Source organism: Micromonospora sp. NPDC049836, from assembly GCF_044465125.1.
Classification (GTDB): domain Bacteria; phylum Actinomycetota; class Actinomycetes; order Mycobacteriales; family Micromonosporaceae; genus Micromonospora.
In genome coordinates this window covers 1-25,793 of the sequence record NZ_JBITLH010000023.1, presented here as the reverse complement: position 1 = coordinate 25,793, position 25,793 = coordinate 1, and the positions used below count along the sequence as shown (strand labels likewise).

The following is a 25,793-nucleotide window of genomic DNA, read 5'->3' as shown; positions in this document are numbered from 1 at the left end:
AGGTTGAGCGGGTCAGTCGCCAGGTGTCCGGCGGGGGCGGGGCATGGGTCGGCGGCCACTACCTGATGGCGTGGGTGGATCGCTCAGTCGCGGGTGGGCGGCTGGGTGAGGAAGACGCGCCAGGCGGTAGGGGTGAAGGTGAGGGCCGGGCCGGTCGGGTCTTTGGAGTCGCGGACCGCGACCAGGCCGGGCAGGTTGTCGGCGACCTCGACACAGTCCCCGCCGTTGCCGCTGCTGCGGCTGCTCTTGCGCCATTGCGCACCCGTCAGTTCCATGTCTCCGCCACTTCCCTGATCAGCTCGACCGACTGCCAGTGGGAGAGCGCCTCGCCGCGCACGTTCTCCCAAGCGGCCATTATCGCCGCGAGGTCATCGACATCGCTAACCACTTGTCCCTGGACCTGGTTGTCGAGGTAGCCGGCGAGCCGGTGATCGGGGCAGGTTGCGATCACGAAGGGACCGTTCAGCCCGGCGTAAGCACCCACCGATGACGGCACGACCTGGATTCGAATGTGGGGCTCGGCGCATGCCTCGACGAGAGCGAACAGTTGCTCCCGCATGGTTTTCGCCCCACCCACCGGTCGGCGGAGAACTCCCTCGTTGATCACCGACGTGAACTGGGGTGGGTCTTCTCGACGGAGGATGCCCTGTCTAGCGAGTCGAGCTGTGATGTGCCGATCGATGTCGGTCCGGGGAAGGGCGCCGGCTCCGGTGAGGACTGCTCGCGCGTATGCCTCGGTCTGGAGCAGACCGGGCAGTACAACGGATTGAAACGAACGCAGGGTGACGGCTTCTCGTTCGATCTCCTGCCAGGGGCGGAACCAGACTGGGTCGCGACGTCTCGATGTGTCCGGCCAGATGTCCGAGACGTCCCGACCGAGCACCTCGGCCGCCGACACCCGGTGCCGGGCGTGCGGGATGCGGCCCTCACTCAGCCAGCGGCCCACTGTCTTCGGGTCCACTCCCACGCGCTCGGCGAGTGATTCGGTGGTGTGCCCGGTGTCGCTCAGCGCCACCCGCAGCGCGTCGTTCACGGCCCCTCCATCGGACGTCTGAAATATCTGCCGACCATATCGCTACGCGGTGTACCTGTCCGACCACTGTGGGCAGCGTGTTGCGCAGGACGGCGCGACCGGTGGAGGTGCGAGAGCCCGGCGGTCAGCGTCCGCAGCGGGGCCGTCCCGCCAACGACGTCGGGACGGCCCTGCCCAGGCCACACGAGAAGGGGGACAAGGTATGCGTATCTGGTTCTGGCGGCAGCGGGCCGAGAGGGGGCCGCGCGCACCCCGACCCAGGAGCCCGCAGGACGACCGGCCGGCGTGGGCGAACCAGCCGACGACCGTCTTTCCCACCGACGGGCCCGGCCGGGCCGGCAACCTGACCCCAGCGCAGCGGTGGCGGGCCGGCGGGTGGCGGCGGAACGGCGGTCCGAGGTGAGCCGGCCCGCCCGTCCCCACCTGCCGATGCGCCCGCTGTGGCTCTGCCGGGCCTGTGCCGCGCCGTGGCCCTGCCAGCCGGCGCGGCTCGCGCTGCTGGTGGAGTACCGGGCGGACCGGACCGCCCTGCTGATCTACCTGAGCACCCTGATGGCCGAGGCCGGTGCGCAGTTGTCGCAGCTCAACGGGGTGGCGGTCGCCGAGGACCTGACCGAACGGTTCCTGGCCTGGGCGCGAGCCCGCTGACGCCGGCCGGGTGACGAGGGCTCGTGGGTGGACCGCGCGCTCAGCCCTCGTCGAGGTCGAGGCGGACCAGCGGCAGCCGGGTGGCCACGTCGGCGGGCAGCGGCCCGGTGTCGCGCAGTTCCGGGATGTCGAGGGTACGGCCGAGGGCAGCCGCCGCCCGGCGGTGGCGTCGCCGGTAGATCTCCAGCCGCTGCCGGGTCTCCTCGCCGGTCAGCACGGTGGCGCGCGCCGGGACGCCCCGGTGGGGGCCGGTCCAGACCCGGACCCGGGGGTCGGCCCGCAGGTTACGGAACCACTGCGAGTCCTGGCCGTGCCCGGACGCGATGAAGAGGCAGGCCGGCTCCCGGTCGGCCACCTCCAACACCACGTAGCGGGGCAGACCGGTGCGGCGTCCCCGGTGCTCCAGCATCAGCAGCCGGCGGCCGAGCAGCCGGCCGAAGCCGCGGCGGTAGAGGGGAATGGGAGCGCGGGCGAGCCAGCGCGGGATGCGACGGGCCATGCACCCGACGCTACCGCCCCCGGCCCGGATCGCCTCGTCCCGCCTGCCGGCCCTGGCCCTGCCCCGGCCCGGTCCTGGCCCGGTCCTGGCTTCGGCCCCGGCCCTGGCTTCGGCCCCGGCTTCGGCCCGGCCCCGGCCCTGGCTCGGCTCGGTTTGGCTCGGCTCCGAGGATGTTGCCGGGGTCGGCGGCCGGCGGGGCGGAACCACCCGATGGCGTGAATCGTCGGTGCCGCCCGGTTTGGGAGTCCTCCTGCCGGGAAGTCGGACCAGGTGCGCGAACTACTGACGAAACTCGAACAGACCACGGCGCTGGACCGGGTTGGTGACCGGTTGCAGCGCGCCGTCCAGGGCACCCTGCGCTCCCAGCGGATCCGGGACCTGCTGCACGGGGTCTGGCTCGGTCACCCCCTGCACCCGGCGATGGTGCAGGTGCCGGTCGGCGCATGGATCTCGGCGGCGATCGTCGACCTGATGCCGGGACAGCGTCGGGCCGCCACCGCCCTGGTCGCGGTCGGTACGGTCAGCGCCGTGCCGGCGGCCGTGGCGGGCCTCAACGACTGGGCCTCGCTCGCTCGCGACCAGCGCCGGATCGGCCTGGTGCACGCCGCCGCCAACACCATCGGCCTGACCCTCTACGCCAGCTCGCTGGCCGCCCGGCTCAACGGCCGGCACGGGATGGGCAAGGCGCTGGCCTACCTGGGGCTGTCGGCGGCGAGCGCCGGGGCGTACCTGGGCGGGCATCTCGCGTACAAGCAGGGCGCGCAGGTCAGCCAGAGCATCTCCGAGCTGCACCTGATCAGCGACGGCTGGCACCCGGTGGGCGACCTGAGCAGCCTGCCGCAGCGGCAGCTGGTCACCCGGGAGATCGACGACGTGTCGGTGATCCTCTACCGGCACGGCGACGACGTCACCGTGATGCTGGAGCGCTGCCCGCACCAGAGCGGCCCGCTCGGTGAGGGCGAGGTGCAGGAGATCGACGGCCACGCCTGCGTGGTGTGCCCGTGGCACGGCAGCGCGTTCCGGCTCAACGGCGGTGAGGTGGTGCACGGGCCGTCCGGCAACGACCAGGTCGTCCTGCCCACCCGGGTGGTCAACGGCCGCCTCGAGGCCCGCCTCCCCTGACCCATTCACCGCCGCCCGCTCCCCATCGCGGGCTGCTCGCCGCCCGCTGCCCATCCCGCCGCTCCCGCCGCCCGCTCTCCATCGCGGGCTGCTCGCCGCCCGCACCCCGTCCCGCTCCCGCCGCGCTCCCCGTCGGAGCTGCTCGCCCGTGCGGATCTTGGTACGAAACTGCCCCTATGAGGGCCGAAATCGTCCAAGATCTGCAAGCGTCCGGACGCTGCAAGCGTCCGGACGAGCTGCGGGGGTCAGTCTTTGCGGTGGCGGCCGGTGACCAGGTCGCGGGTCGCGGTGCGGGGCGCTGGGCGGCGGCGCAGTCCGAGCATGGCACCGATCTGGGCGCCGACGATGCTCGCCACCGCCAGCACCGCCGAGATGGCCAGCGGTCGGTTCATGCCGTCGTCGACGGTGGCCCGGGACGCGCCCGCCGCCATCGCCGGCGGCGGACCGGCCGGCACCGCCACCGCTGATCCGGGCGTCGCGGTCGGGGCCGGAGTCGAACCGGCCGGGGCGGGCCGGGTCACCCCAGGACGGCTCGGCGCGGGCCTGGCGGCGCTGGTGCCGGCCGGGTCCGGCGCGGTCGTCGTACCGGCGCCGCCGCCGACGGAGGTCGTCCCCGACTCGGCGCCGGCGGAGGTCGTCCCGGACTTGCCGCCGGCGGAGGTCGTCCCCGAGCCGCTGGGCGTGGCGCTTTCGTCCGGGCCGGGCGTCTCTGCCGGAGGCTGGGTGGGGGTGACCACCAGCCGGCCGGTGGCGTGCCGGCGTACCCCGCCGTCGACCGCCCGCTCCGGCAGCTTCAGCAACTGTCCGGGGTGGATCCGGTCCGGGTCGGCGATCCGGTTGAGCCGGGCCACCTCCCGGTAGCGCTCGAAGTCGTCCAGGTAGCGATCGGCCACGCCGCCCAGGTAGTCGCCCTTGGCCACCCGGTACACCGCCGGCTCGGTGGTCACCGAGGCGGCCCGTACCGGCTCGGCGGCGGGACCGGCCGGCGGGGCGGCCACCGCGGGTGCGGCGGCGGGACCGGCCGGCGGGGCGACCACCGCGGGTGCGGCGGCGACCGGCTGCGGGGTGGCCAGGGTGGCGGCGCTCGCCGCGACCGGCGACGCCGCGAGGATCAGCGCCACCGAGCCGACCAGGGCGGCCGCCGCCCGCTGCTGCCGCCCCATCCCGGGCAGCCGGGGCGCCGGCCGGCGCAGCGCCGCCGCGAGCAGTTCCACCAGTACGGAGAAGGTGAACGTCGCCCAGCCGAACCAGCCGACCACCGCCAACGTTCGCAGGAAGAGCCCGCCGTCGTCGCGGGTGGTCAACGCCGTACCCACCTCGGCCAGGGTGGGCAGGTGGTCGGGGAGCGGGTTGCCGGCGAAGGCGAGCAGCGCCACCGGCCCGCCGACCACCACGGCGCAGAGCACGACGAGGGCGCCGAGCCCGGTGAGGACCTGCCCGGCCCGCCGGGCGGCGGAGCGTTGCGGTACGGACATGGCTGCCTTCCCTTCCTTACGGGGCGCCGGTGAGCGCCCGTGCGGTCGCCTCACCGGTGACGGTGGCGGTCTTCCTGATTCCGAAGAGCCCGAGCAGGTCGCGGCGGTAGGTGATGTTGACCCGTACCCGGATCCGTTTCTCGCCGTCGACCACCGGGAAGCTGACCTGGTGCCCGCGGACCCCGCCGGCGGCGGCCAGGTAGTCCTTGACGGCGCCCCGGGCGGCCACCTCGTCGATCTCGGTCGGGCCGCCCTCGATCGCCCGTCTCCGGTCGATCATCTGCCCGCCGCTGCGGGCCGCCTCGGCGGCCAGGTTGTCCGCGCGTTGCAGGGTGCGCAGCTGACCGGCGCCGTCGTACGCCAGGCTGATGATGGCCAGCACGCCGGTCAGCGCCACGGCGAGGAAGAGGCTGACCCGGCCGCTCTCCCGCGCCGGCCGCCCGGTCACCGCCGGCTCCGGTAGGTGTCCAGCGGCGAGGTGAAGCTCGCCGAGACGGTCTTCGTGCCCGGCACGCCGGGCAGCCCCGGGGCCTGGAGGTCGCGGAAGGAGACCCGGCAGGTCACCGTGACGGTGACGGTCGCCGGCACCCCGGCCGGGCTGCCGTACGCGGCGGCGAAGCTGCTGGTCGAGCCGCCGACCGAGCCGCGGAAGCGCAGCGCGGGTGCCCTGGTGCAGCGCAGCCCGGCCCAGTCGAGCTGGTGGCGGGCCGCATCGGCGGCGGCGGCGCGGCCGGTACGGGCGTCCCGGGCGATCGAGGCGGCCCGGGCGGCGTCGTGCGCCGCGGACTCCACCGCCTGGTCGGCGACCGCGGTCCGGCCGGCCACCCCGGCCAGCACCATCAGCCCGATGAAGGCCGGGGCGAGCACGGCCACCTCGATGGAGACGGAGCCGCGTTCCCGGCGTGCTGCCATCGGCCTCACCCCGTCGTCCAGCGTTCGACCGGGCCGTGCGCGGACTGCCGGACCGGGAAGGAGACGCCCGGGATCACCGACAGGGAACGGCCGGTGACCGTGCAGGTGACCTCGGTGGCGGTGGTGGAGCAGGCCGGGCCGGGCGACTGCCAGCCGACCAGCCAGTCACCGGCGGCGGAGAGGAAACCCGTGGCTCGTTGCCGGCCGGCGTCCGGCGGTGCCTCGACCACCCGCTGCGCGTTGACCCCGGTCTGCGCCGCGTTCAACGCGGTGGACCGGGCGACGAACCAGACGGCGACCTGGATCGAGCCGAAGAGCAGCACCAGGATCAGTGGCATCACCACCGCCAGCTCGACCGGGTTGGCCCCCCGGTCCGCCCCGCCGCCGGTGAGCCGTCCAGCCAGGACGGCGGCGACCCGCCCCGGCCCACGCAGGCCGGTGGGCCGTCCAGCGAGGACGGCGGCGACCCGCCCCGGTCCGCGCAGGCCGGTGGGCCGCCCAGCGAGCACGGCGGCGACCCGCCCCGACCCGCGCAGGCCGGTGGGCCGGTCGGCGGGCGCCGACCGGTTCCGGTCCGTACGGGCGGGGCGGTCCGTCACTTGGTCGGTGCGTTCGGCGCCGTGTTGCCCGGGATGGCGTTCATCCAGTCGTTGGCCTTGGCCAGGGCGAGCCCGGTGACCGCCATGGCGACCGCGACCAGCCCGAAGATGATGACCGCGGTGGGTACGGGACTGTCGCCCCGTTCGGGATCCCGCCGCAGCTCGGCGAGGCGCGCGGCGACCGCCGCGTACAGGTAGGCGCAGAGGGGCATGGCCTTCTCCTTCTCGGGTTGGTTCACAGCCGGGCGATGAACGGATAGACGGCGAAGCCGAGCAGGACGAAGACCAGCAGCGAACCGGGGATGTCCAGCCGGCTGGTCACCCCCTCGGCCCGGGCCAGGTTGTCGGTGCGGATCTGGTCCCGCAGCGAGTCGGCGCGGCTGCGCAGCGTCTCGTGCACCTGGGCGCCCTCGCTGCCGGAGGAGCGCATGATCGCGCCCACGTCGCCGAGTTCCGGGATGCCGATCCGGTCGGCCAGCTCCTGCAACTCGTCCCAGGGCGAGTGCATCTGGAGCTGGGCGATCCGCAGCGCCTCCCGGATCCGGTCGAAGACCCAGCCGTCGCAGACCGCCGCCGCCCGCTCCAGCGACTGCACCGGCCCGTGCGCGGCGGAGAGCTGCAACGCCACCAGGTCCAGGTAGGTGCAGACCGCCTGGCGGAACTCGTCCCGCGCGGCGTCCGCCCGGGCCAGCACGGCGCGGTGCGCGAGCAGGCCGGCGACCAGGGCGAACCCCAGGCTGCCCAGCACCGGTACGGCCAGCGGCAGGGCCAGCCCGCCGAGGAAGAGCAGCGCCGAGGCCAGGGCCGGCGTGGCGAACCCGACCAGCGTGGAGAGCAGCACCGACAGGGCGTACTGCTCGGGGGTGCGGTCGAGCAGGGCGAGCTGCCGGTGCGGCGGGCGCAGCCAGCGGGAGAACCCGCCCAGCCAGTCCGGTCCGGCGCCGGCCGCGCCGGCCCGACCGGCCGGCTGGTGCAGCCGGCGCAGCGCCGGGCCGAGCGCCGGGGTGGCCGGCAGCGCCTCGCTGACCACGAGGAAGAGGCCGAGCCCCACGGCGGCACCGCCCAGCACGGCGACGGCGAGCTGCCAGTTGACGATCACGCGATCGCCTCCTCCAGGTCGGGGGTGGGCAGGAACCGCGCCGGCCGGGGCGGTTGGCTCATCGACCGGACCCAGGCGAGCAGCCCGATGAAGGCCGCGCCGAGCACCGCCATCACCAGTTGGCCCACGACCGTCCCGTACGGCCGGATGTAGTCGCTGTTGACCAGGCCGTACGCCAGGGTGGCCAGGGTCATTCCGGTGAGGAAGCGGACCGCGAACCGGGGTTGGGTGCGCTTGGCCTCGACCTCCCGGCGGGTGGCCACCTCGGCGGACGCGGCGGCGGCGATCGAACCGAGCACGTCGCCGAGGCGCTCACCGCGGTCGGTGAGGTGCAGGATCAGCGCGGCGACCACCTGGTCGCAGACCGGGTCGGCGATCTCGTCGGCGAAGGCGAGCAGGGCGGACTTCGCCAGCCAGCCGGCCTGGAGGCGGGCCGCCAGGGTGCGTACCTCCTCCTGGATCTCCTCCGGCGCGGTGGCGATGGTGCCGATGATGGCCTGCTGGAGGCCCTGCCCGGTGCCGGAGATGTCCTTCAGCCGGCGGGTCCATTCGCCGACCGCCTCGACCCGGGCGATGGTCCGTTGCTCGGCCCGGCCGACCGCGAAGAGCCACGGCACACCGGGCACCGCCAGCGCCACCACCAGGCCCACCACCGGCAGCCCGGTCAGCAGAAAGGCCAGCGCGCCGGCCACCACCGCCGCGCCGAGCAGCAGTTGGTACCGGCGCCGCTCCCGGCGGCCGGCGCCCGAACCGGTCCAGAGCCGGCGCAGCCCTGGCCCGGCGCCCGGTCGCGGCCCGGCCGGCCGGCGGGTGCCGACCAGGGCGACCACGACCAGCACCAGCCCGGCCACGCCCGCCGCACCGGAGAAGAGGGCGATCAGCTCGATCGTGGTCATCGCCGTCCTCCCAGCCGGGTGTGCCGGGGGCGGCGCCAGGCGCCGGTGCCGGCCTCGATGAAGCGGGTCAGCAGCCGGGCGTCGTAGCCGACCCGCAGGAGCTGGTCGCGGATCCGTTCGGGCAGGTGCCGGGGGACGGCCCGGCCGTCCGGCCCGGGGCCGAAGATCGTGGTGGTGGTCATCCGGTTGCCCTCGCCGACGCCGACGACCTCCTCGACGTGCGAGACGAAGCGTTCCTTGCGCCCGCCGATCGCGGTCTCGTCCTCGACGGTGACGTAGACGATGAGGTCCAGCGCGTTGCCCGCCATCCGGCGGGCCTGGTCGACGGTCATCTCCCGGCCGTGGGCGAGGGCCAGCTCGATGATCCGTTCGCTCACCCCGGCCGGGGTACGGGCGTGGATGGTGCACATCGACCCGCGGCTGGTGGTCATGGCCTGGAGCATCGGCACGATCTCCCGGGAGCGGACCTCGCCGACGATGATCCGCAGCACGCCCATCCGCAGCGAGACGGGGATCAGGTCGGCGATGCTGACCTCGCCGGCGGGCCGGCCGTCCAGCCCGCGCTCGCCGTGCCCCTCCCGGGCCTCGAAGCTCATCACCGCCCGGTGCTTGTGCCCGCGCCGGGCCGGCAGCAGCTCGCGGCTCTCCTCCAGCAGCACGTACGGCTCGTCGGCGGGGATCTCGTCCATCAGCGCCCGGATGATGGTCGTCTTTCCGGCGCCGGCCAACCCGGCCACCATGATGTTGAGCCCGGTCCGCATGGCCGCGCGGAGGAAGTCGCGCAGCAGCGGGTCGATCATCTCGTCCAGGTCGGGCCGGCCACCGGCGATGTCCTCCAGGCTCACCGCGAGTGTGTTGTGCTTGCGGATCACGGCATACGGGCGGTGGCTGACCAGGAACACCGCGGCGAGCCGGCTGCCGTCGGGCAGTTGCAGGTCGAGCGTGGGCTTGGAGGTGGAGAGGGAACGCTCGGTGGCGCCCGCCCGGCGGGCCGCCGCCTGGAGGATCTCCACCAGCTCGTCGTCGCTGTCGGCGATCGGTTCGGCCCAGTCGACGCCACCGCCGTGCCGGGTGATCCGCACCTGGTCGCAGCCGAGGATGTGCACCTCCTCGATGGTGTCGTCGACCAGCAGCGTCTGGAGCCGGCCCAGGCCGACCAGCTCAGCGGTCACCTGGTCGAGCAGCAGGCGCTCCTCGTCGGCGGCCATCGGGGTGCCGGACCGGCGCACCGAGTCCGCGTGCGCGGAGACCACCGCGACCGCCAGCCGCGCCCGCTCGACCTCCTCGGCGTCGGCGTCGAACTCCCGGCCGCGCTGCCAGTGGGTGAGCCGCTCGCTGAGTTCCCGGCGCAGCTCGCGCACCACGGCGAAGTCGACCCGGGGGCGGGGCGGCGGGGCGACCGCCGGTGGCGGGAAGGACACCGGGGACGGGCCGGGGTGCCGGCCGTTCGGCGGGGCCACCAGCGGTGGCACGGTGGACGTCAGGGCGGGCTGCTGCCGCGGGTCGTGGTTGACCGGCTCAAACCGCACCGGGCACCTCCGCCCCGCTCGCGGCGGTGACCGCCGGCGGCGGCGGCGTCATGCGCGGCCAGGCCAGCCGGGCCCGCCGCCGGTCCAGCAGCGCCCGGATCGGCACCTCCAGCCCGCCGGCCGCGCGCATCAGCGGCCGTCCGGCGCGGACCGTGCCGCCGAGGCTGAGCACCTCGGCGGTACGCGGGTCGTGCGGCAGCCGGGCGATCACCGGTAGCCCCAGCGACTTGCTGATCTCGCTGGTGCTGTGCCCGTCGCCGACCACCAGCAGGCGCAGCGTGCCCGGGGGGACCCGGTGTTCGGTGAGGTCCCGCTCGATGGCCCGGACGGTGGCCCGGGTGGCCGAGAGGTCGGGCAGGTGCGCGCGGGTGACCAGGAGCACCACCGCGGCGGCCCGGAGCAGCGGCCACGGTGGACCGGGGACCAGCAACCGGCCGCAGTCGACCAGCACGTCGTACGGCGGGACGCCGTTCTCCAGCCCGGTGAAGTAGTCGGCGAACCGCTGCCAGAGCGGGATCACGCTGCCGGCCTGGGCGGGATCGACCACGCCGGGCAGCAGCAGCCGTTCCCGCTTCGGCGCGTCCAGGTCGACCAGCTGCGACCAGAAGGCGGTGTCCAGGTTGCCGTCGCGCAACTCCCCGACGGCCAGCTCGCCGAGGCCCCGGGGGCCGTCCAGCGCCCCGCCCAGGTAGCCGGCGAGGATCGAGCCGCCGGCCGGGTCGCACTCGGCCAGCACCAGCCGCCGGTGCCAGCTCAGCGCGGCGGCCAGCGCGGCGGTGGTGACGCCGGGCGAGCCCTTCGCCGAGACCAGGGCGATGATCGCCATCAGGCCGCCTCGGTGAGCACGAGCGCCACCCGGTTGGCCGAGCCCAGCGCCACCACGGCCGGCACGTCCCGGACGGCCAGCGCCAGGTAGACCACCACGTCGCTGTTGTCCTGCTCGACGGCGTCGATCACGACGGCCGGGAACCGGGTGCCACCGTTGCCGGCCGCGCCGCCGGCGCTGCGGTCCGGGGTGCTCACCAGCAGCAGCTTGTCGCCGGGGTGCAGCCGGCGGGCGGGCACCTGGCTGCGGTCCAGGCCCAACGCGATCTGCTGCTGGTCGGGGCCGAGCAGCGGGGTGTCGGTGAGCTGGTTGGGGGTGAGCAGGGTGCCGGGGGTGAGCCGGACCGCGGCCCGCAGGCCCAGCACCTCCTTGAGCCGGCTGGCCGGGACCGGGCGCAGCTCCCGGCCGCCGGAGACCCGCACCGTGACCAGGTCGTCGGTGCTGAGCTGGTGGCCCACGTCGACCGGGCGGGCCACCGCCAGGTAGCTGCCGGTGGAGCGGACCGAGGTGACCGCGAAGGCCGAGCCGAGCCCGCCGAGCGCGATGAGCAGCACCGCCAGGCCGAGCAGGCCGGGGCGGATCCGCCGCTGGCGGACCACCCGGGGTGGCGCCACCGGCACCTCCATCGGAGTCCCGTTCCGGGTCGCCACACTCATCCGGTCACCACCTGAAGCTCGTTGATCTGCACCGGGATCGTTCCGCTGACCCGGGTCTGGGCGATGTCGCCGCTCTCGCCCCCGCCGGACCAGTGCACCGTCCAGAACGTGGTGGCGCCGACCCGGTAGGTGTCGGCGCTGCCGTAGCCGCTGTCGTAGCCGCAGTCCGGGGAGGGCTGCCCGGCGCGCGGGCCGCTCGCGGTGTAGGGGGTGCCGGGTCCGGTGCAGGTGACCTCGGTGCCGTCGCCCATCGACCAGACGATCCGGGTGACCCGCGCGGTGATCTCGACGGTGAGCCCGCGGTCCGAGGCGGAGGCGGTGAGCGGCCCGAAGTAGGACCGCCCAGGGCTGGCCCACATCCAGACCGGCAGGCCGACCAGGCCCGGTCCCTTGCTCCGCCGGGGCGCGACGGCGATCCGGGGCGGCAGCAGGCTGATCGAGGCGAGCGCCCGGCGGGCCAGCTCCTCCGGGTCGGGCGGGGTGCCGAACCCGGACGGCGGGGTGTCCAGCAGCACGTTGACCTGGTCGCCGGCGGTACCGCCGTTGCAGGTCCGGACGTACCACGTGCTGCCCTCCGGCGCGGGCGGCTGGGGACTGGCGAGCTTGTAGTAGCAGCCGTCGCCGTTGTTGAACCAGCCCAGGTAATCGTCGTAGCAGGGGACGACCCGGCCGTCCCACTGGCACTTCCCGCCGGAGCCGGAGCCGGAGCCGGAATCACCGCCACCGGGGTCGCCGCCCCCGCCGGGCTTGCCCGGCACGCCCGGGTCGTCGTCCCAGACGTTGCAGTCGGTCTGGTCGGGCGGGCAGTCGCCGCCGGCGTCGGCGGCCCGGACGGGGCTGCCGGCCAGGGCCAGCAGGACCGCCAGGCCGCCGGCGAGCAGCAGCCGGCGGGGCGTCCCGGCCCGGGTCGGGCGGGCCGGGACACCCCTTCCTCCCCAGGTCAGCACGGTTGGTCCTGGTGCGCCGTGCCGGCGCTGATCAGCCACCGGCCGTCGGGGTAGCGGGTCGCCGTGGCCGTGGCCAGGTAACGCCCGCCGCGAGTACCGGGGACGACCCGGTTGTTCCTGGCGTAGACGAGGCGGTAGCCGGTGGCGTCCAGGCAGTCCTGGATCTGCACGGTGGGCGGCTGGGCGGTCAGGTCGACGGAGACGACGGTGGGGTCGGAGCGCAGTGTCCCGGTCCGGATCGCGCCGTGCCGCTTCGCCTCGCGAATTGTCACCTGGACCTTCGTGAGGAGCGGATCCGCCAGGAATCGGGTCAGGGCGGGATGACCGGGATCACTGCGTGCGTTCGCCGCACGGGAGGCGGCCAGGTAGCCGGAATAGGCGGCGAGTGCCGCTTTCCCGGCGGCTTCCTGGTCCGCCACGGAATGCGCGACGGGAGTGTTGTCGGCGCCGGTCAACGGCGGGGAAGCCGCCTCCGGCTCGCCCCCGCAACCGGCGCCTGCGCTCAGCACGCCCAGGCTGAGCAGGCAGCTTGCCCATCGGCGGGAATGCCATGTACGCAATGCCGCGCCCTCCTCGATGGCGACCCGGAGCGGCCGCGGGGGCGTGCTCCGGGCAGGCGGAACCGCGCCCGGATGTCTCCGTCCGGGCCTCTTCCGGCTACCGCTGCATTTACCTGTACGGATCTTCAGCTAATGGGGAAAGGTCGTCTCCACTCGGTCTCCGACGCGAATTGATCGGGGGGTTGCGTCGTACCCAAGGGGCGAGCATAGGCTCACGTCCGCCGATGCAACAGAGGCAATTCAAGCGAACACTCTCGGTGATGACAGGTGGTGGTGGGCCGTGCACCTCGGGACGGCGGGTCGGGTCGGCGGGCCGGCCGATGTGGCGGCAGGAGTGGCCGCACCCTGGGCGGGAATCCGCCGGACCGGGCCCGGGTGGGCCGGCGGAGGTATGGGGGACAACGACGCCTCTGGTCCGATCTGTCCCGCCACCGCCGAGGTCGGCCCGGGCTGCCCGACCGCCGAGGTTGATGTTCGTGGATGCGTCGGTCGATGGCCCGTTCCACGTCCCGGGCGTCACATCCGGGCGCGGATGAAATCACTCTCCGTGCTCCACCATGGAACGGTGCGCGACCATCCGGGCGGGGCCGCGTGACAGCCGAACGGGTCGGCCGGCCACGCCGGGCGGCCAGCCCGGACCGTCCCTGGGTACGCCTGCTCGCCGCCCTCACGATCGTGCCGCTGCTCCGGCTGGCGGTCGCCCGGTACGCCGTACCCCCGGGGTCGCCGGACCGGGCGGGGTGCGATCGCTGCGCCGCGCCGATCGGCCTGGACCGGCCACTGCCGGCGCTCGGGCCGGCGGCGCGCTGCCCGGCCTGCGGCGCCCGAGTCGGCGCGGGGCCCGGCCTGGTGGAGTTGGGCCTGGCCGGCGCGGTGGCGGTGCTCGCGCTGAGCGGCGGGTCGCTGCCGGTGCGGGCGGCGCTGGCCTGGTGGCTCGCCTGGGCGATCCCGCTGGCCCTGGTCGACGCCGCGGTGCACCGGCTCCCCGACCGCCTCACCTGGCCGGCGGTGGCCGGCGCCTGGGCGCTGCTCGGGCTGGCCGCGCTCACCGGGCCCGGACCGGCGCCGTGGCTGCGGGCCACCGCGGCCGGCCTCGTGCTCGGCGCCGGGTTCGCGGCGACCACCCTGCTGCTCGGCCGGCGCGGCTTCGGCCTGGGCGACGCCAAGCTGGCGCTCGGGGCCGGCGTGCTGCTCGGCTGGCACGGCTGGCCGGTGCTGCTCGCCGGGCTGGTCCTCGGCCTCGCCCTCTCCGCCCTGGCCGGGCTGGCGCTGCTGGCGGCCCGGCGGGTCCGCTGGTCCAGTCACCTGCCGTTCGGCCCGTTCCTCATCGCCGCCACCGCCGCCACGCTCGTGCTCACCACCACCTGACCCGCGCCCCGCGCGGCCGGGGGTCCTCGGCCCGGGGTTCTCGGACCGGGGTCCTGGGTCCGGCGTCCGCGCGGCTCCGGGGTCCTCGGCCTGGCGTCCGCGCGGCCTGGCGTCCTCGGCCTGGCGTCCTCGCCGCGGGCCGGCGGGTGACCTGAGATGCGGCAGGTCGGGGCTTCCCCGCGCCGGGAAGGCCCCGGTCGCCGCATCTCGTCGCGCTGACGTGGCGGACGGCCAGCCTCGGGTTGGGCCGGGCGGGTCAGCGGCGGGCCGGTGGGGCGAGGGTGGGCGCGGGGCGCGGGAAGAGGCGGCCGAGCACCTCGGCCAGCGGCCGGGCCGCCAGCGGGGTGAGCACGGTGCCGAGCAGGGCACCGAGCAGCAGGCCGGCGGCCACGTCGTGCGGGTAGTGCACGCCGACGAAGACGCGGGAGAGCGCGGCGAGCACGGCCAGCGGGACGGCCAGCAGGCCGTACCGGCGGTGCAGCAGCAGCGTGGTGGCGGCCAGCGCGCCTGCGATGGTGGCGTGGTTGCTGGGGAACGACCAGTCGCCGACGGCCGGGCAGTGGCCCGCGACGATCATCAGGCCGGCCGGGCTGCGGCACGGCCGGTCCTCGGCGACCAGGCTCTTCAGCCCTTCGCTGGCGCCGTACGCCAGTACCACCGTCACCGGCGCGGCCAGGGCGAGCGCCCGGTCCCGGACGTCACCACCGACCAGCCGGGTCAGCGCCGCCAGCACCAGCAGCACACCGAGCAGCACGATCGCGCCCTCGGTGAAGTGGATCGCGAACCAGTGGACCGGCTCTGGCGTGCCGTCGGCGAACTCGACGACGTCCCGGTACAGGTCGGTGCTGAGGTCCGGAACGGCGGTAGCCACGGTCTCGTTCATTTTCGCCCCCACCTCCCGTTCATACTCCGTGCACCGGGAGGGTGGCAGGGGAATCGACGCCCGGCCCCCAAGGTCTCAGCGACCTCACAGGGCAGCGGGCGCCGGGTCACGGCGCGGCCGGCGGGTCCGACGGCAGGCGCGGGGCGGGCTGGCCGGCCGGCCCGGACATCCGCTGCACGATCTCCTCCAGCGCCTCGAAGGCGTACGCCCAGTTGTGGCACTTGAAGCTGCGCAGGCCGGTGATCGGGGTACGGCAGTCGGCGCAGTGCACGCCGGGGATGGCGTCGGGCACCTCGGTGTTGACGTACTTGCGCTCACCGAGGATCACCCGCGCGATCATCGCCCGGTCGTGCACCCCGTGCAGCGCGGACGAGACGATGTCGTACCAGTTGACCCGGCGGCCGCACTTGGCGCAGTCCGGTTCGTCGCCGCTGACCCAGAGCGGCGCGCCGATGCTGCGCGCCGGCACGTTCAGCAGCTTCTCCAGCCGGCGTACGTCCGATTCGGGGGTCATCCAGCGGTGCCGGCCGGGCAGCGCGGCGGGCGAGTCGTAGACCGCACGGAACACCACCGGGTCGACCTCCACGGTCTCCCGCCTACCCGTCATCGCCCACCTCCGGGGTCGCGCCGGTTTCCCCTGGTCGTACCAGGGTGAACGGCGTACCCGGCCGGATCAAGAACGGGACCGGTCAGCGGTGTGTCGCCGGCCGGTCACCGGACCCGCCGGGCGACCCCGGCGGCGTCTCCGCCCGGTCGGTCCGGAGTGGAGGGACGCCGCCGCTCGACGGGGCTCCGGGTGGACGGTCAAGATTGTTACGCTCCCCGCCATGTTCTCCGGCGACGCCGATGCCGACCTGCGGCAGATGACTGACGATCCCCGCTTCCCACACCGCGACGCCGCCCGGCACGCCGCGCGTTTCCGGGCCTCCGGCGACGTGGCCGACCTGGTCGCCGTCCAGGACGATCCGCACCCGTGCGGGATGACGGACGTGGTTTTCGCCCTGGCCTCGGCGAAGCGGCCCTGGCTCAACTGGGTGCCGATGCCGATTGAGGCGATCATCAACGTTGCCAACGAGATCGGCGGTCGCCGGGCGCAGGGCGAGCAGCTCGAGATCAGCGGCTTCGGGGTGTCCGCGGCCGAGCCGGCCAGCGCCATGACCGCCTGCCGCCGGGTCATGGGGCCGGTCGAGATCGGCATCGCCGAGTTCCCGGCCCCGGACATCCGGACGCCGGTCCGGCGCGGCCGGTACGCGGTCTGGCGGTACGACGGCACGGAACCGGTGCCCGCCGTGCCGGCACCGTCGACCGCCGCCGTCCGGCTGCTGCACGAGGTCGCGGGGGAGCCGTGGCCGTCGCCGCTCTCCGGGTACGTGCAGGCCGCCCCGCTCGGTGAGCTGCCCCTGGCCGACCTGCTCGGGCTCCTCGCCCACCTGCCCGGCCCACCGGACACCCCGCGCTGGCAGCACCTGGCCACGTCGACGCCGACCTACTGGTACCGGCTCATGCAGCCGTGGGTGTGCCTCGGCATCCTGCACCACGCCGCCGACGAGCCGTGGTCGACCTCGACCCGGCGGGAGGTGCTGGTCGACCTGGCGTTCGGCGTCGAGGACTGGGTCGCCGACGCGGCGCTGTTCGCGCTCGTCACCGCCGCGTACCGGGAGCCGGACCTGCGGGCCGAGGTCCACCAACTGGTCCGGGCCCGGCTCGACGCGGCCGTGGCGGCCGAGCGGCTGGTCACCATCGAGGAGTCGCTGGCGCAGCTGATGCTGATCACGCCCGGCTGCCAGGCCGCCGATCGGGCGCTGGCGACCGCGGTGCTGGCCCGCGCGGCGCAGGACGACGAGGACGAGGAAGCGGAAGCGGCCCCGGCGCCCGCCCCGGCCCCGGCGCCCGCCCCGGCCCCGGCGCCCGCCCCGGCGGCGAAGCGGCGCTGGTGGCAGCGCGGCTAGCGTTCCGGCTCGCGGGACCTGGACCGCGCTCTCAGCCGTCATGATCACCAGTACGAAGCGCCCGATCGGACTCGGCACCGCTGACAATGCGGCTCGCCCGGCAGAAAGGCCGCTTTAGCGGCAGGGTATTGACTGTTCGGTCGTTATCGATGTCCTGTGCGCTAACCTAACCTCCCGACCATGGGCCCGGAATGCAGGTTCGACGACTGGACCGATTACTTCAAGCAGTTCGACGATGTGATTGAGTGCGGTATCGTCACCACACACGCACCTAGTTGGACGTACGTCCTTCTGGTGCTGGTGACTTTCGTCCTCGGCTGGCGGGAGTTCCTTCGCAAGCGCGCTCGAGAGGTGTCCCGGGCCAGTCAAGCTATCCGCGCGTGGACCACAGTGTCCCAGCGGGCGAGCGTGCGGTTGGCCCTCTTTTCGGCCCTGCTGCTGGCTGCGGCTTACCTGCTCGCGCGGCTGTCCGACATGCTGTGGGGCACGTTCGGTGGCCGGCAGTCGATGTTCGACGGAATGCTGAAATCGCAGATCTACACCACGGAATACCAGTGGGATCTGGTGACCGGCAAGCCCTATCTGACGTACGCCACCGGCTGGTCGCTGGCGGGCGCTGCTCTCGTGGTCATCCTGCTGGTATACGCAACTCTGACGAGAACGGCGGGGCTGCGGTCGGCCGTGAGTGCCATGTTGTTGGCTGTGCTCATGGCGGCATCCGCCGGAGCGCTAATGACGGGCATTGCCACTCTCGGCAGCCTTACCGAGAACCCGCCGCTGTCGACCACGCTGCCATTCTTTTACGGCATGTGGTTCCTCGGATTCGCCTTCCTCGCCCTCGGCGCCAGCCGGATCCTGGACGCGGGCGACGACCTGGATTACGCGTTGCGGCTGAACGCCACGACGGTTCCCTAGCGGGGGAGGCCCGCGCGCGAGCGTCCGGTGGGGCCCCCGGGGCCTGCCCGACAGGTCGGTAGGAGTGCGTGCCTGCCCGCTCAGGAGTCTGCGGGTACGCCGGCTTCCAGTTGGCCGATCATCGGGGTGAGCAGGTCGTTGAGCTCCCGCACCAGCACCGTGACGGCCCGGCGCGCCGCGGGCACCACCGACGCGTCCGGGCCGTCGGGAGCCGGCGGCAGATCATCGAGGGGGACCGGCGCGTCCACCTGCAACCCCGCCCTGAGGTGCGGGCTGCGCGTCAGATCCTGGTCCGACGGGGTCGTGTACTGGCCGAACAACTGCGGCCAGTCCCGCCAACCGCGGTCACGCTGCCACTGCTTGGTCCAGGTCAGTTCCGCCGGCCACCGGGAGATGACCGACACGGAACAGATCATGCCCCCGTCCCACCGGCTCGGCGCGCAGGTCGCGGAGCTGATCCGCCGGTGCCAGCGCACGTAGCCAGGGGACAGCTCGACGGCCGTCCGCCACGCGGTGGCAGCGAAGGCAACCGGTGAGATGTCGCCCCACGTGTCGGCGAACTCGTCGATACGCCTCAGCACCTCGGCGTCGTACCGGCCACGCCCGTCCGCGCCGTGCTCACGGTCGAAATGCTCGTCGAGCCAGAAGGCGCGCGATCCGGGCATGCTCATCTCCGTCCGAAGCGGTGGTGCGTCCCGTCATGCTCACCCTGGCGGTCTATCACGAACACGCGCGGCTGTCGGTCCCTACGGCACGCGGCCTACGCGTCGCCGGCGGCCTCCCGCGCGTTCCGCTCCACCATCTCGCGGTGGGCGGCCCAGGTCGCCGCGTCCGACGGCGGCACGTTGGTCGAGGTACGGAGCAGGCCGACCGCGCCGTCGATCAGCTCGCGGACGATGTCGGCGTGACCGGCGTGACGCTGCGTCTCCGCCGTCATGTGCACCAGGACCTGGTGCAGCGTCACCTCGCCGCCCTCGCCCCACCACGGCACCCGGCCGACCGTGTCCAGCGGCAGCGCCTCGATGGTCGCGTCCGCGTGCGCCCAGGCCCGGCGGTACAGCGCGACGATGGACTCGCGCGACTCGCTCGGCAGCGCCCACGCGTCCCACGCCTGCTCGTCCTCCGGCCACGCCACGACGGCGTCACTGGGCCGTCCGAAGGTCTCGCCGAAGTAGCCGAACTCGCCCCGGGCCAGATGCTTGACCAGCCCCAGCAGGTTGGTCCCGGTGGGCGTCAGCGGACGCCGGACGTCGTACTCGCTGAGCCCGTCGAGCTTCCACACCAGCGCGCCGCGCGCCCCTCGCAGGTAGTCCAGCAGGTCCGCCTTGGGGTCGGAGATCGTCATGGCGGAGATCGTGCCAGGATCCACCACGGCTGGCGATCCGGCTCCGCTGTCCGACGTGGACGCGGGACGGGCCGGTCTCAGGACCCGGTGGCACCGCCGGCTGGACCAGCCGGCATCATGACGGCGTGAGTCTCTCCCCGATCGGGGCGGACGCCCTCGCCAGCGCCGTGCGGGACGAGTTGACGGCCGCCGGCCTGCCCGTGCTGCCGGCAGAGCCCGCTGAGGTCCCCGGGTCGGGCGCATCCATCCAGGCCGACGCGGATGACCTCGGAGTCTGGGTCCGCTGGCTGTCCAGCGACGCGCTGCGCGACGCGGCCAGCCGGGCTCTGCAAGCCGGCGCGTACCGGCCCGACGGCTCGGAGGTGCATCCCGCCCTCCGGCACGCCTCGGTCGTGACCGATGCGATGCTCACCGCCCTGGCCCAGATCCTGCAAGCGGCCGGATTCCAGGTCCAGACCGACGCCGACGACATGCGGGCCGGCGAACTGCTGGTGCTGGGGAGGCAATCGGGACCCACCTGGCGGGATCCGGTGACTCCACCGCTGGCCGGCTCGTCCGCCTATATGCCCGGGGTGCGGGTACGGCTCATCGAAGGTGACCACGCGGGCACCGTCACGACCGTGACGGGCGCCCGGTGGCGCAACTGGCCGGCGACCGGGCCGCCGGACGGGTACCGGGTCGAGCACCCGGACGGCGCCGGTGAGCTTGACGTCCCGAGCACGGCCGTCACGCTGGCCGACCCGGCGGAAGGTCAGCGACGCAACCCACCCGCTGCGCCGTCTCGCGGCAGAGCTCAACCTCGGAATCCGCCACGTTCGTAACGGCCGACCAGGTCACTGAGCCGGCTGGCCTGCTCGGCCGTGATCGTGCCCTCCTGTTCTCCCGGTTACCAGCGACTCGACGACGGCCTCGTGTTTCTGCGGCGTTGTTGATCCGCCCGCCGGCCAGCACGTCGGCGAGCACGTCGTGGCGGGAGAAGGGCAGGCAATCGGCGGCGGTGACTGCCCAGAATTGATCGATGTGCGTCCCCGTGGCCCCGCGCCCTGTTCCGGACGTTTGGCCTCCGATCCGGCCGGGGCACATATCCATGACCCAGCAAGCGAACCCGGGAGGTCATGGACGTGGCGAAGGGCGACATCGAGACGTACCACGAGGACGGACAGTGGAAGAACCGCCCGGAAGGCAACCAGCGGGCCAGCACGACGCACGACACCAAGGCCGAGGCGGAGGCCGCGGGACGGCAGACGGCCGTGCAACGCGAGGTCGAGCACGTGATCAAGAAGAAGGACGGCACGATCGGCGAGAAGAACACCTACCCGCGTAGCCGCGACCCTCGGGAGATCGAGGGCTGAGCTGCGGGCGAGCGGTACGGGCGGGTGGCGTCCGGATCTCCGGACGCCACTGCCGACCCGGCGGATGCTGTTGAATCGTCTGCGTGGCGAAGACCATGAAGATCACCACCCGAAACGCGAGCTTCCAGCAGTGGCAGGCGCTGCTGACCAACCGCAACAAGCGCCAGCGGTCGGGTGAGTTCCTGGTGCAGGGGGTACGGCCGATCACCCTGGCCCTGGAGCAGGGGTGGGAGATCCGCGCTCTCCTCTATCCGGACCGGCAGGTGTTGTCCCGCTGGTGTCGGGACCTCCTGGACCGGGCCGCGGCTCCCCGCGTAGCTCTCGCGCCGGAGCTGATGCGGGAACTCGGCGGCAAGGAGGAGGAGTCGCCCGAACTGCTGGCTGTGGTGGCGCAGCCCGAAGACAGCCTGGACCGGATCCCGGTCGGGCCGACGATGCTGGTCGTGGTCTTCGACCGCCCGAAGACCCCGGGCAACATCGGCACTCTGATCCGTTCCGCGGACGCCTTCGGGGCCTCAGGCGTCGTCATCACCGGCCACGCGGCTGACCCCTACGATCCGAAGGCCGTCCGCGCCAGCACGGGATCGCTGTTCGCCGTCCCGGTCGTACGGGTCTCCAGTCATCGGGACGTGCTCGACTGGGTGGCCGCAGTTCGCGCGCGCGGGCTTCCACAGGTTCAGCTCATCGGTACGGATGAGCATGGCGATGTGGATGTCGCCGACCATGATCTGACCGGGCCCACCCTTCTTCTCGTGGGCAACGAGACCAACGGACTGAGTGCCGGCTGGCAGGAGGCCAGTGACCGGATGGTCCGCATTCCCATCGTCGGCGCCGCCAGCTCGTTGAACGCGGCGGCAGCCGGAACGGTGGTGCTGTACGAGGCGTCGCGGCAGAGAGCCAAGCAGCGGTAGCCGCAGCGGCGGTGGGGGCCCAGCGGGGTCGCAGCTCCTTGGCCAGGCCGCCGCCAATCAAGCCCGGCGGGCCCGCGAGCCCAGGCGGTCATGGACGTGGCGAAGGGCGACATCGAGACGTACTACGAGGATGGTCGGTGGAAGAACCGTCCGGAGGGCAACCAGCGCGCCGACACGGCGCACGACACGAAGACCGGGGCGGAGGCGGCGGGCCGGCAGATGGCCATGTCTACTTGAAGTAGTGCCACCCGCCGCCGTCCGTTACCCGGGTCTCGGAGTCGAACCCCACGTCGATGCGCTCAGCATCCGGCCAACCCTCGCGGGAGAAACAAGCGACGACCGTCTCGCGCATGCGTTCGATCTCTGCCAGCAGGTCCGCGTCGTACTCGCGGTCGGCGCGTGCCTTGCTCGGGAAGTACCAGGCGGGCAGACCGGACGGGGAGCCGGCGAGTAAGACCCAGACGACGAGATGCTTACGGTCGATATCGACGGCTCCGTACCAGAACACGGACGAGAAGAGTCCGGTACTGCCGCGAGCAAGCTCCCGACGTGCTCGCTTCACAGCCCGGTCGCACTGCCTCTTCGGTGTCGGTGCGAGGAGAGACACAGCCACATCCTCGCAGAGGATCGAAGCAGGGTACGGGCATCAACAGCCGCCGATCTGGGTCGGTCCCCCGCCGGCGGCCCTCGCCGGGGGAACGCGGACACAACCTGTCGCACTCGACGCAGGTGTCCCCCGTGCTGGCGTTCGCGGAACCGCTTTCGGCTATCACCGCCACCGGGTCGATGAAACCGACCAAATCGGTGCACGAAAGGCATCCTTCCGGCGATCATGGTGCGATGGGGCGACCATCGGACCCGGCACCGGCCGCCGCCCGGCCGAACCGGTGCTGGGTAGCGGACTTCATCCACGTCGCCGCCTTCTCCGGCGTGGTCTACGTCGCGTTCGTTGTCGACGTCTACTCCAGGGCGATCGTGGGTTGGTCCGCGGCGACGAACAAGCGCACTTCGCTGGTTCTGGCCGCCCTGGACATGGGCCTGTGGCGCCGTGACCGCGCCGGGCAGCCCGTCGGGGCGGGCCTGGTGCATCACAGCGATGCGGGCAGTCAGTACACGTCGTTCCGGTTCACCACCCACCTGCTCGACGCCGGTATCGATGCCTCGATCGGTAGCGTCGGCGATGCCCTGGACAACGCGTTGATGGAGTCCACCATCGGCCTCTACAAGACCGAGCTGATCAAACCCCGAGGTCCCCGGCCCAGCCTCGCCCAGATCGAACTAGCCACCGCCGAGTGGGTCGACTGGTACAACAACCAGCGTCTGCACTCCGCAACCGGCCACGTCCCACCGACCGAATACGAATCGATGTTCTACGCTCAACCCCAGCCCCGCGAGGTGGTTGGAGCCAACAGCTGAGGTCTCCACAGAACCCGGGGCGGTTCACAACAAGCGGCCGCGGAGAGCCCCGGACACGATTTTGTCCCAGTGCAGCAATGGCGGCTCGTGGTTCCACCGGAATGGCCGCCCCCGCCCGCAGGCTGGGTCCCGCCGCAGGGCTGGCGGCCCGATCCGTCGTGGCCTCCTGCGCCTGATGAGTGGCAGTTCTGGGTACGAGTCTGAGAGACCCCTCCGCCCACCCCTCACTTCACCAACTACAGGCAAGCAGGTGCTCCGCGCCTGCTCGTCGCTTCCACTACGCCCTGTTGCTGGGGAAACGCGGGCACCAATGGTCGTCGCTGATTGCCAGTAGTCAGGCTGCGACGGCCTAGAGCTCATGCGACCAGGCCCATGGTCATAGAGCGGTATCATGGGCTGTAGGTGCTGCCCTGTACTCGATTCCCGACGCCCCGCAAGGGGTGGCTGGTGTCTACCGGCCGTCCACGTCTCATGAAGATCGCGAAGTTCACAGCAGTCTCATTGCTCGTACTGGCGCTGCTAGTGGTCGCAGCTATCTCCGGAGGGGTGGGAGCGATGGCCTGTAACCTGATGGTTGATCTTGCCGCAGCTGTGATGGCCGGGAGTCGGGTAGAGGGCAGCACCTCGTCGTCACCTACGTGCCGCCCCTGCCCGGTGACCCCGCTTTGTAAGTTCTGGGCGCTCCGTCCGGCCGGGTCCGTCCGCGTCTCCGGCCTGTGCAAAGGCCGTGCTTGATCAGGGAAGGGCGTGACGGACGTCACACTAGCTGCACGGCGCGCCTTTTGATATTACGCGCGCACCGGCAGTTACGCTCGCGCAGGTCACTTCGTTGCGCGAGCGTAACTGCGCGCGTGTTGGTTGATGCTGCCCAAAAAGGTCATGAGCGCTCCCCCGGGACCGGCGCCGATGGGTAACTTTCGTACGGTTTGGGAGGCTACTACTGCCCAAACCGGCTTGACATCCCCGATAGGCTGGCGGTCGCTGCGCGATGCTACGCACCCACCGGGCCGCCAGCCTATCGGGGATGTCGTCGTGGTGCACCGAACAGTCGGCCGCCGACGCCTCGCGCCGACTCAGGCATCCACCACCGCGCGCTGAGCCGTAACCGCCTCCCAGGGCACCCTATGTGACTCATCTCTGTAGCCACACCCCCCGGCCCACAGTATCGTTGGGTGTTAGGAGCATAGTGTTGCCGGGTACTTCGGTACTACGGTACTCTAGCCACTGGAAGGGGGCCCCATGGCCGCTACGTCCGCTCCCATCAAGGTTGACGTTGGAACTGACCAGCTCATTTCTCACGCCGCCCACTTCCTGGGCAAGGCTAAGAAGGACGTCGTAGACGCAGCAGTCCGCGAGTACATCGAAGCGCATCGCAATGAGATCAACGACGGCATCCGTGTAGCCCTAAACCAGCTCGACGGATCACCCAAGTCGGCCGTCTCACTGCTCGCTGGCCTCTCGCCTGACCAGCTTGACGAGTATGGCGGGATGCCTGCGGAAAGCTGACCTTTCATGTCTGGTGTCGGACGGATTTGGGTATTAAGGTTGCCTAATGAGCAGCGAGGCCCAATCTGTCCGACCCACGAAGGTCTGCATTGACGCCCTTGAGCTGTCCACACCCGCTATCAGCGTGCCCCTCCCGGAACTGGATCATCCTCTAGTCAAAGAGGCGCAGCGCCTCCCCGAAGTACACGCCGCTGGAGGCGTAGAACGGATTCTGAGCCTAGCGGATCGGGTTTGGTTCAAGGTCAAGGTCAGTCGCTGGCGCGGTGCTGCAACCCGGTTGCCCGAGGCTGAATCAACGACCTCCGAGCCACAATCCCGCCTCGCCCCTTGGTGGTTAGGTGCGGGCGGTTACAGGCGAGAAGGTGATCCCAGTGACTTCTATGAATCGCTGTCGGCGACTGCTAACCGCGACGGTTCCTCAGATCGGTGGCTCCCTCAAGCCTGGGACTGGAAACGGCTTGAACTTGAGCACATCTATGCATGGGAACATGAAATCCGACGAATCGTTCGCGAACTGATCGCCCGATCCTTGCAGAACGGGTACGCCTATCAAGCGGAGTTCGAGCGCTACAAGGTGACCGCTCTAGCCCGTGCAGAGGATGGCGAAACCTACCTACTCATCGGGACCGAGAACATCGCGGATCCCCGGGTATTCGCGGTGATCATCAACGCCATCCCGGGCATCGACCATAGCAGTTGGCTGCCGGAGCCGGAGGGGGTGCGAGGGCTCGAACCGGGACCCGGGGAAATCATCTGGTCAACCATCTTGCCGCCTGCAGTGGCCGCACAACTGCTGGACACCCTCCCGGACGACTGAAGATCATTAAACGATGCCGCCCGGATTGCCATCCCTGTCTGCCATCGGCCCGTCCTCTTGGGGAGCGGGCCGCCGCCCGGCCCCGCCACGTCAAGCGGACCTTGACAGAGGTTCGGACGCTGGCGGGTCGGGTGGGGGTCTGCTCGGCTTGCCCGGGTCGATGGCAGGCGAGATGGCCTACGGCAACCACCCACGGATCGCGCCCCGCCGACGGAGCCCCGGCCATCCTGGAGCCGGAGCGCCCCCGCCGGAGGCGCCCTAACCGCAACCCCACGACCGCCCGCATCCCGCCGGCGCGGCCGGCGTCCGCTCCCCTACGCCGCGCGGGCTCGTGGCCGCGCGGCCCGGCCGGCTGCCGACCCACCCGACACCGTTCAACGGCCTGTCGTTCTGCGGCGGCCCACCGGGCTTCCCCGCTCTCCGCGCCAGCCGCCAGGCATCAGGCGTGACGGCCGCAGAGCGACAGCGGCAGCGGCCGGCGCGCGCCCAGGCGGCGGCGCGTGCGGCCCGTCAAGGGCCGCCTTGATAGA

At 72.5% G+C, this 25,793-nt stretch carries 32 protein-coding genes; 12 read left to right on the top strand and 20 right to left on the bottom strand.

The genetic code is table 11. The annotated features are described in order from the left end of the window. Positions 1 to 83: 83 nt before the first annotated feature. A complete protein-coding gene (locus ACIBPB_RS32440) occupies positions 84 to 275 on the bottom strand; it encodes a DUF397 domain-containing protein (protein WP_357308711.1) in 192 nt (63 codons plus the stop codon). Continuing rightward, the gene (locus ACIBPB_RS32435) at positions 266 to 1,033 is read right to left on the bottom strand and encodes a Scr1 family TA system antitoxin-like transcriptional regulator (RefSeq protein WP_396843083.1); all 768 of its coding nucleotides are present in this window, start codon (positions 1,031 to 1,033) and stop codon (positions 266 to 268) included. Before ACIBPB_RS32435 ends, ACIBPB_RS32440 begins: the two co-directional genes overlap by 10 nt. A 399-nt stretch (positions 1,034 to 1,432) precedes the next feature. Between ACIBPB_RS32435 and ACIBPB_RS32430 the strand changes: the two genes are divergently transcribed. Beyond that, positions 1,433 to 1,681: a flavin reductase gene (locus tag ACIBPB_RS32430; protein WP_357308720.1), complete on the top strand. Its 249-nt coding sequence runs from the start codon at positions 1,433 to 1,435 to the stop codon at positions 1,679 to 1,681. Positions 1,682 to 1,721: 40 nt separating this feature from the next. On the opposite strand, the gene ACIBPB_RS32425 is transcribed toward ACIBPB_RS32430, so the two are convergent. After that, the gene (locus tag ACIBPB_RS32425; RefSeq protein WP_396843082.1) at positions 1,722 to 2,180 is read right to left on the bottom strand and encodes a nitroreductase family deazaflavin-dependent oxidoreductase; all 459 of its coding nucleotides are present in this window, start codon (positions 2,178 to 2,180) and stop codon (positions 1,722 to 1,724) included. Positions 2,181 to 2,450: 270 nt separating this feature from the next. Here ACIBPB_RS32425 and ACIBPB_RS32420 point away from each other — a divergent pair, with 270 nt between their 5' ends. Next, entirely contained in the window at positions 2,451 to 3,302 is an 852-nt protein-coding gene (locus ACIBPB_RS32420) for a Rieske 2Fe-2S domain-containing protein (protein ID WP_396843081.1), read from the top strand. A gap of 245 nt (positions 3,303 to 3,547) precedes the next feature. Here ACIBPB_RS32420 and ACIBPB_RS32415 read toward each other — a convergent pair whose 3' ends face one another. The 12 genes from ACIBPB_RS32415 to ACIBPB_RS32360 form a co-directional block, all read right to left on the bottom strand. After that, positions 3,548 to 4,777, bottom strand: a complete 1,230-nt coding sequence (locus ACIBPB_RS32415; protein WP_396843080.1) for a LysM peptidoglycan-binding domain-containing protein — start codon at positions 4,775 to 4,777, stop codon at positions 3,548 to 3,550. 16 nt (positions 4,778 to 4,793) lie between these two features. Further along, positions 4,794 to 5,225, bottom strand: coding sequence for a hypothetical protein (locus tag ACIBPB_RS32410; RefSeq protein ID WP_396843079.1), 432 nt, complete (start codon positions 5,223 to 5,225; stop codon positions 4,794 to 4,796). Continuing rightward, positions 5,222 to 5,689 carry a TadE/TadG family type IV pilus assembly protein gene (locus ACIBPB_RS32405; protein ID WP_396843078.1) on the bottom strand — a complete coding sequence of 156 codons (468 nt, stop codon included), beginning with the start codon at positions 5,687 to 5,689 and terminating at the stop codon, positions 5,222 to 5,224. Before ACIBPB_RS32405 ends, ACIBPB_RS32410 begins: the two co-directional genes overlap by 4 nt. A 5-nt stretch (positions 5,690 to 5,694) precedes the next feature. Further along, positions 5,695 to 6,123, bottom strand: a complete 429-nt coding sequence (locus tag ACIBPB_RS32400; RefSeq protein WP_396843101.1) for a TadE family protein — start codon at positions 6,121 to 6,123, stop codon at positions 5,695 to 5,697. A gap of 161 nt (positions 6,124 to 6,284) precedes the next feature. Beyond that, positions 6,285 to 6,500, bottom strand: coding sequence for a hypothetical protein (locus ACIBPB_RS32395; RefSeq protein ID WP_046571392.1), 216 nt, complete (start codon positions 6,498 to 6,500; stop codon positions 6,285 to 6,287). Positions 6,501 to 6,523: 23 nt separating this feature from the next. Next, on the bottom strand, positions 6,524 to 7,384 hold the full coding sequence (locus tag ACIBPB_RS32390) for a type II secretion system F family protein (protein WP_396843100.1): 861 nt from the start codon (positions 7,382 to 7,384) through the stop codon (positions 6,524 to 6,526). Further along, the gene (locus tag ACIBPB_RS32385) at positions 7,384 to 8,322 is read right to left on the bottom strand and encodes a type II secretion system F family protein (RefSeq protein WP_396843099.1); all 939 of its coding nucleotides are present in this window, start codon (positions 8,320 to 8,322) and stop codon (positions 7,384 to 7,386) included. Before ACIBPB_RS32385 ends, ACIBPB_RS32390 begins: the two co-directional genes overlap by 1 nt. Continuing rightward, entirely contained in the window at positions 8,280 to 9,812 is a 1,533-nt protein-coding gene (locus ACIBPB_RS32380) for a CpaF family protein (RefSeq protein ID WP_396843077.1), read from the bottom strand. The genes ACIBPB_RS32385 and ACIBPB_RS32380 overlap by 43 nt, the downstream gene beginning before the upstream one ends. Beyond that, on the bottom strand, positions 9,802 to 10,638 hold the full coding sequence (locus ACIBPB_RS32375) for a ParA family protein (protein ID WP_396843076.1): 837 nt from the start codon (positions 10,636 to 10,638) through the stop codon (positions 9,802 to 9,804). The genes ACIBPB_RS32380 and ACIBPB_RS32375 overlap by 11 nt, the downstream gene beginning before the upstream one ends. Next, positions 10,638 to 11,294, bottom strand: coding sequence for an SAF domain-containing protein (locus tag ACIBPB_RS32370; RefSeq protein ID WP_396843075.1), 657 nt, complete (start codon positions 11,292 to 11,294; stop codon positions 10,638 to 10,640). The genes ACIBPB_RS32375 and ACIBPB_RS32370 overlap by 1 nt, the downstream gene beginning before the upstream one ends. Beyond that, a complete protein-coding gene (locus ACIBPB_RS32365) occupies positions 11,291 to 12,241 on the bottom strand; it encodes a hypothetical protein (protein ID WP_396843074.1) in 951 nt (316 codons plus the stop codon). Before ACIBPB_RS32365 ends, ACIBPB_RS32370 begins: the two co-directional genes overlap by 4 nt. Beyond that, positions 12,235 to 12,801: a hypothetical protein gene (locus ACIBPB_RS32360; protein ID WP_396843073.1), complete on the bottom strand. Its 567-nt coding sequence runs from the start codon at positions 12,799 to 12,801 to the stop codon at positions 12,235 to 12,237. The genes ACIBPB_RS32365 and ACIBPB_RS32360 overlap by 7 nt, the downstream gene beginning before the upstream one ends. A 654-nt stretch (positions 12,802 to 13,455) precedes the next feature. Between ACIBPB_RS32360 and ACIBPB_RS32355 the strand changes: the two genes are divergently transcribed. Next, on the top strand, positions 13,456 to 14,169 hold the full coding sequence (locus ACIBPB_RS32355) for a prepilin peptidase (protein WP_396843098.1): 714 nt from the start codon (positions 13,456 to 13,458) through the stop codon (positions 14,167 to 14,169). A 256-nt stretch (positions 14,170 to 14,425) separates the two neighbouring features. Here ACIBPB_RS32355 and ACIBPB_RS32350 read toward each other — a convergent pair whose 3' ends face one another. Both ACIBPB_RS32350 and ACIBPB_RS32345 read right to left on the bottom strand, forming a co-directional pair. Continuing rightward, on the bottom strand, positions 14,426 to 15,052 hold the full coding sequence (locus ACIBPB_RS32350) for a phosphatase PAP2 family protein (protein ID WP_396843072.1): 627 nt from the start codon (positions 15,050 to 15,052) through the stop codon (positions 14,426 to 14,428). Between the two features lie 106 nt (positions 15,053 to 15,158). Then, complete coding sequence (locus tag ACIBPB_RS32345; RefSeq protein WP_396843071.1) at positions 15,159 to 15,659, bottom strand: hypothetical protein; 501 nt, start codon at positions 15,657 to 15,659, stop codon at positions 15,159 to 15,161. 220 nt (positions 15,660 to 15,879) lie between these two features. Here ACIBPB_RS32345 and ACIBPB_RS32340 point away from each other — a divergent pair, with 220 nt between their 5' ends. Then, positions 15,880 to 17,001, top strand: coding sequence for a hypothetical protein (locus ACIBPB_RS32340; RefSeq protein WP_396843070.1), 1,122 nt, complete (start codon positions 15,880 to 15,882; stop codon positions 16,999 to 17,001). Between the two features lie 180 nt (positions 17,002 to 17,181). Continuing rightward, positions 17,182 to 17,916: a hypothetical protein gene (locus tag ACIBPB_RS32335; RefSeq protein ID WP_396843069.1), complete on the top strand. Its 735-nt coding sequence runs from the start codon at positions 17,182 to 17,184 to the stop codon at positions 17,914 to 17,916. 80 nt (positions 17,917 to 17,996) lie between these two features. On the opposite strand, the gene ACIBPB_RS32330 is transcribed toward ACIBPB_RS32335, so the two are convergent. After that, entirely contained in the window at positions 17,997 to 18,581 is a 585-nt protein-coding gene (locus ACIBPB_RS32330) for a hypothetical protein (protein ID WP_396843068.1), read from the bottom strand. Between the two features lie 95 nt (positions 18,582 to 18,676). After that, positions 18,677 to 19,261, bottom strand: a complete 585-nt coding sequence (locus ACIBPB_RS32325) for a DinB family protein (RefSeq protein ID WP_396843067.1) — start codon at positions 19,259 to 19,261, stop codon at positions 18,677 to 18,679. Positions 19,262 to 19,386: 125 nt separating this feature from the next. Between ACIBPB_RS32325 and ACIBPB_RS32320 the strand changes: the two genes are divergently transcribed. From ACIBPB_RS32320 to ACIBPB_RS32305, 4 genes are all read left to right on the top strand, one after another. Next, positions 19,387 to 20,082: a hypothetical protein gene (locus tag ACIBPB_RS32320; RefSeq protein ID WP_396843066.1), complete on the top strand. Its 696-nt coding sequence runs from the start codon at positions 19,387 to 19,389 to the stop codon at positions 20,080 to 20,082. A gap of 294 nt (positions 20,083 to 20,376) precedes the next feature. Then, on the top strand, positions 20,377 to 20,613 hold the full coding sequence (locus ACIBPB_RS32315; RefSeq protein WP_396843065.1) for a DUF2188 domain-containing protein: 237 nt from the start codon (positions 20,377 to 20,379) through the stop codon (positions 20,611 to 20,613). A gap of 95 nt (positions 20,614 to 20,708) precedes the next feature. Further along, positions 20,709 to 21,524: a TrmH family RNA methyltransferase gene (locus ACIBPB_RS32310; RefSeq protein ID WP_396843097.1), complete on the top strand. Its 816-nt coding sequence runs from the start codon at positions 20,709 to 20,711 to the stop codon at positions 21,522 to 21,524. A 90-nt stretch (positions 21,525 to 21,614) separates the two neighbouring features. Beyond that, positions 21,615 to 21,761: a DUF2188 domain-containing protein gene (locus tag ACIBPB_RS32305; RefSeq protein WP_396843064.1), complete on the top strand. Its 147-nt coding sequence runs from the start codon at positions 21,615 to 21,617 to the stop codon at positions 21,759 to 21,761. Here the strand turns inward: ACIBPB_RS32305 and ACIBPB_RS32300 are convergent. Further along, the gene (locus ACIBPB_RS32300; RefSeq protein ID WP_396843063.1) at positions 21,754 to 22,131 is read right to left on the bottom strand and encodes a hypothetical protein; all 378 of its coding nucleotides are present in this window, start codon (positions 22,129 to 22,131) and stop codon (positions 21,754 to 21,756) included. The two genes, ACIBPB_RS32305 and ACIBPB_RS32300, sit on opposite strands and share 8 nt — an antisense overlap. Positions 22,132 to 22,262: 131 nt before the next feature. On the opposite strand from ACIBPB_RS32300, the gene ACIBPB_RS32295 reads away from it, so the two are divergent. The 3 genes from ACIBPB_RS32295 (at position 22,263) to ACIBPB_RS32285 (ending at position 25,263) form a co-directional block, all read left to right on the top strand. Further along, positions 22,263 to 22,940: an IS3 family transposase gene (locus ACIBPB_RS32295; protein ID WP_396843062.1), complete on the top strand. Its 678-nt coding sequence runs from the start codon at positions 22,263 to 22,265 to the stop codon at positions 22,938 to 22,940. Between the two features lie 1,239 nt (positions 22,941 to 24,179). Then, the gene (locus ACIBPB_RS32290; protein ID WP_124774544.1) at positions 24,180 to 24,446 is read left to right on the top strand and encodes a hypothetical protein; all 267 of its coding nucleotides are present in this window, start codon (positions 24,180 to 24,182) and stop codon (positions 24,444 to 24,446) included. A gap of 46 nt (positions 24,447 to 24,492) precedes the next feature. Further along, a complete protein-coding gene (locus tag ACIBPB_RS32285) occupies positions 24,493 to 25,263 on the top strand; it encodes a hypothetical protein (RefSeq protein WP_396843061.1) in 771 nt (256 codons plus the stop codon). The last annotated feature ends 530 nt before the right edge of the window (positions 25,264 to 25,793 follow it).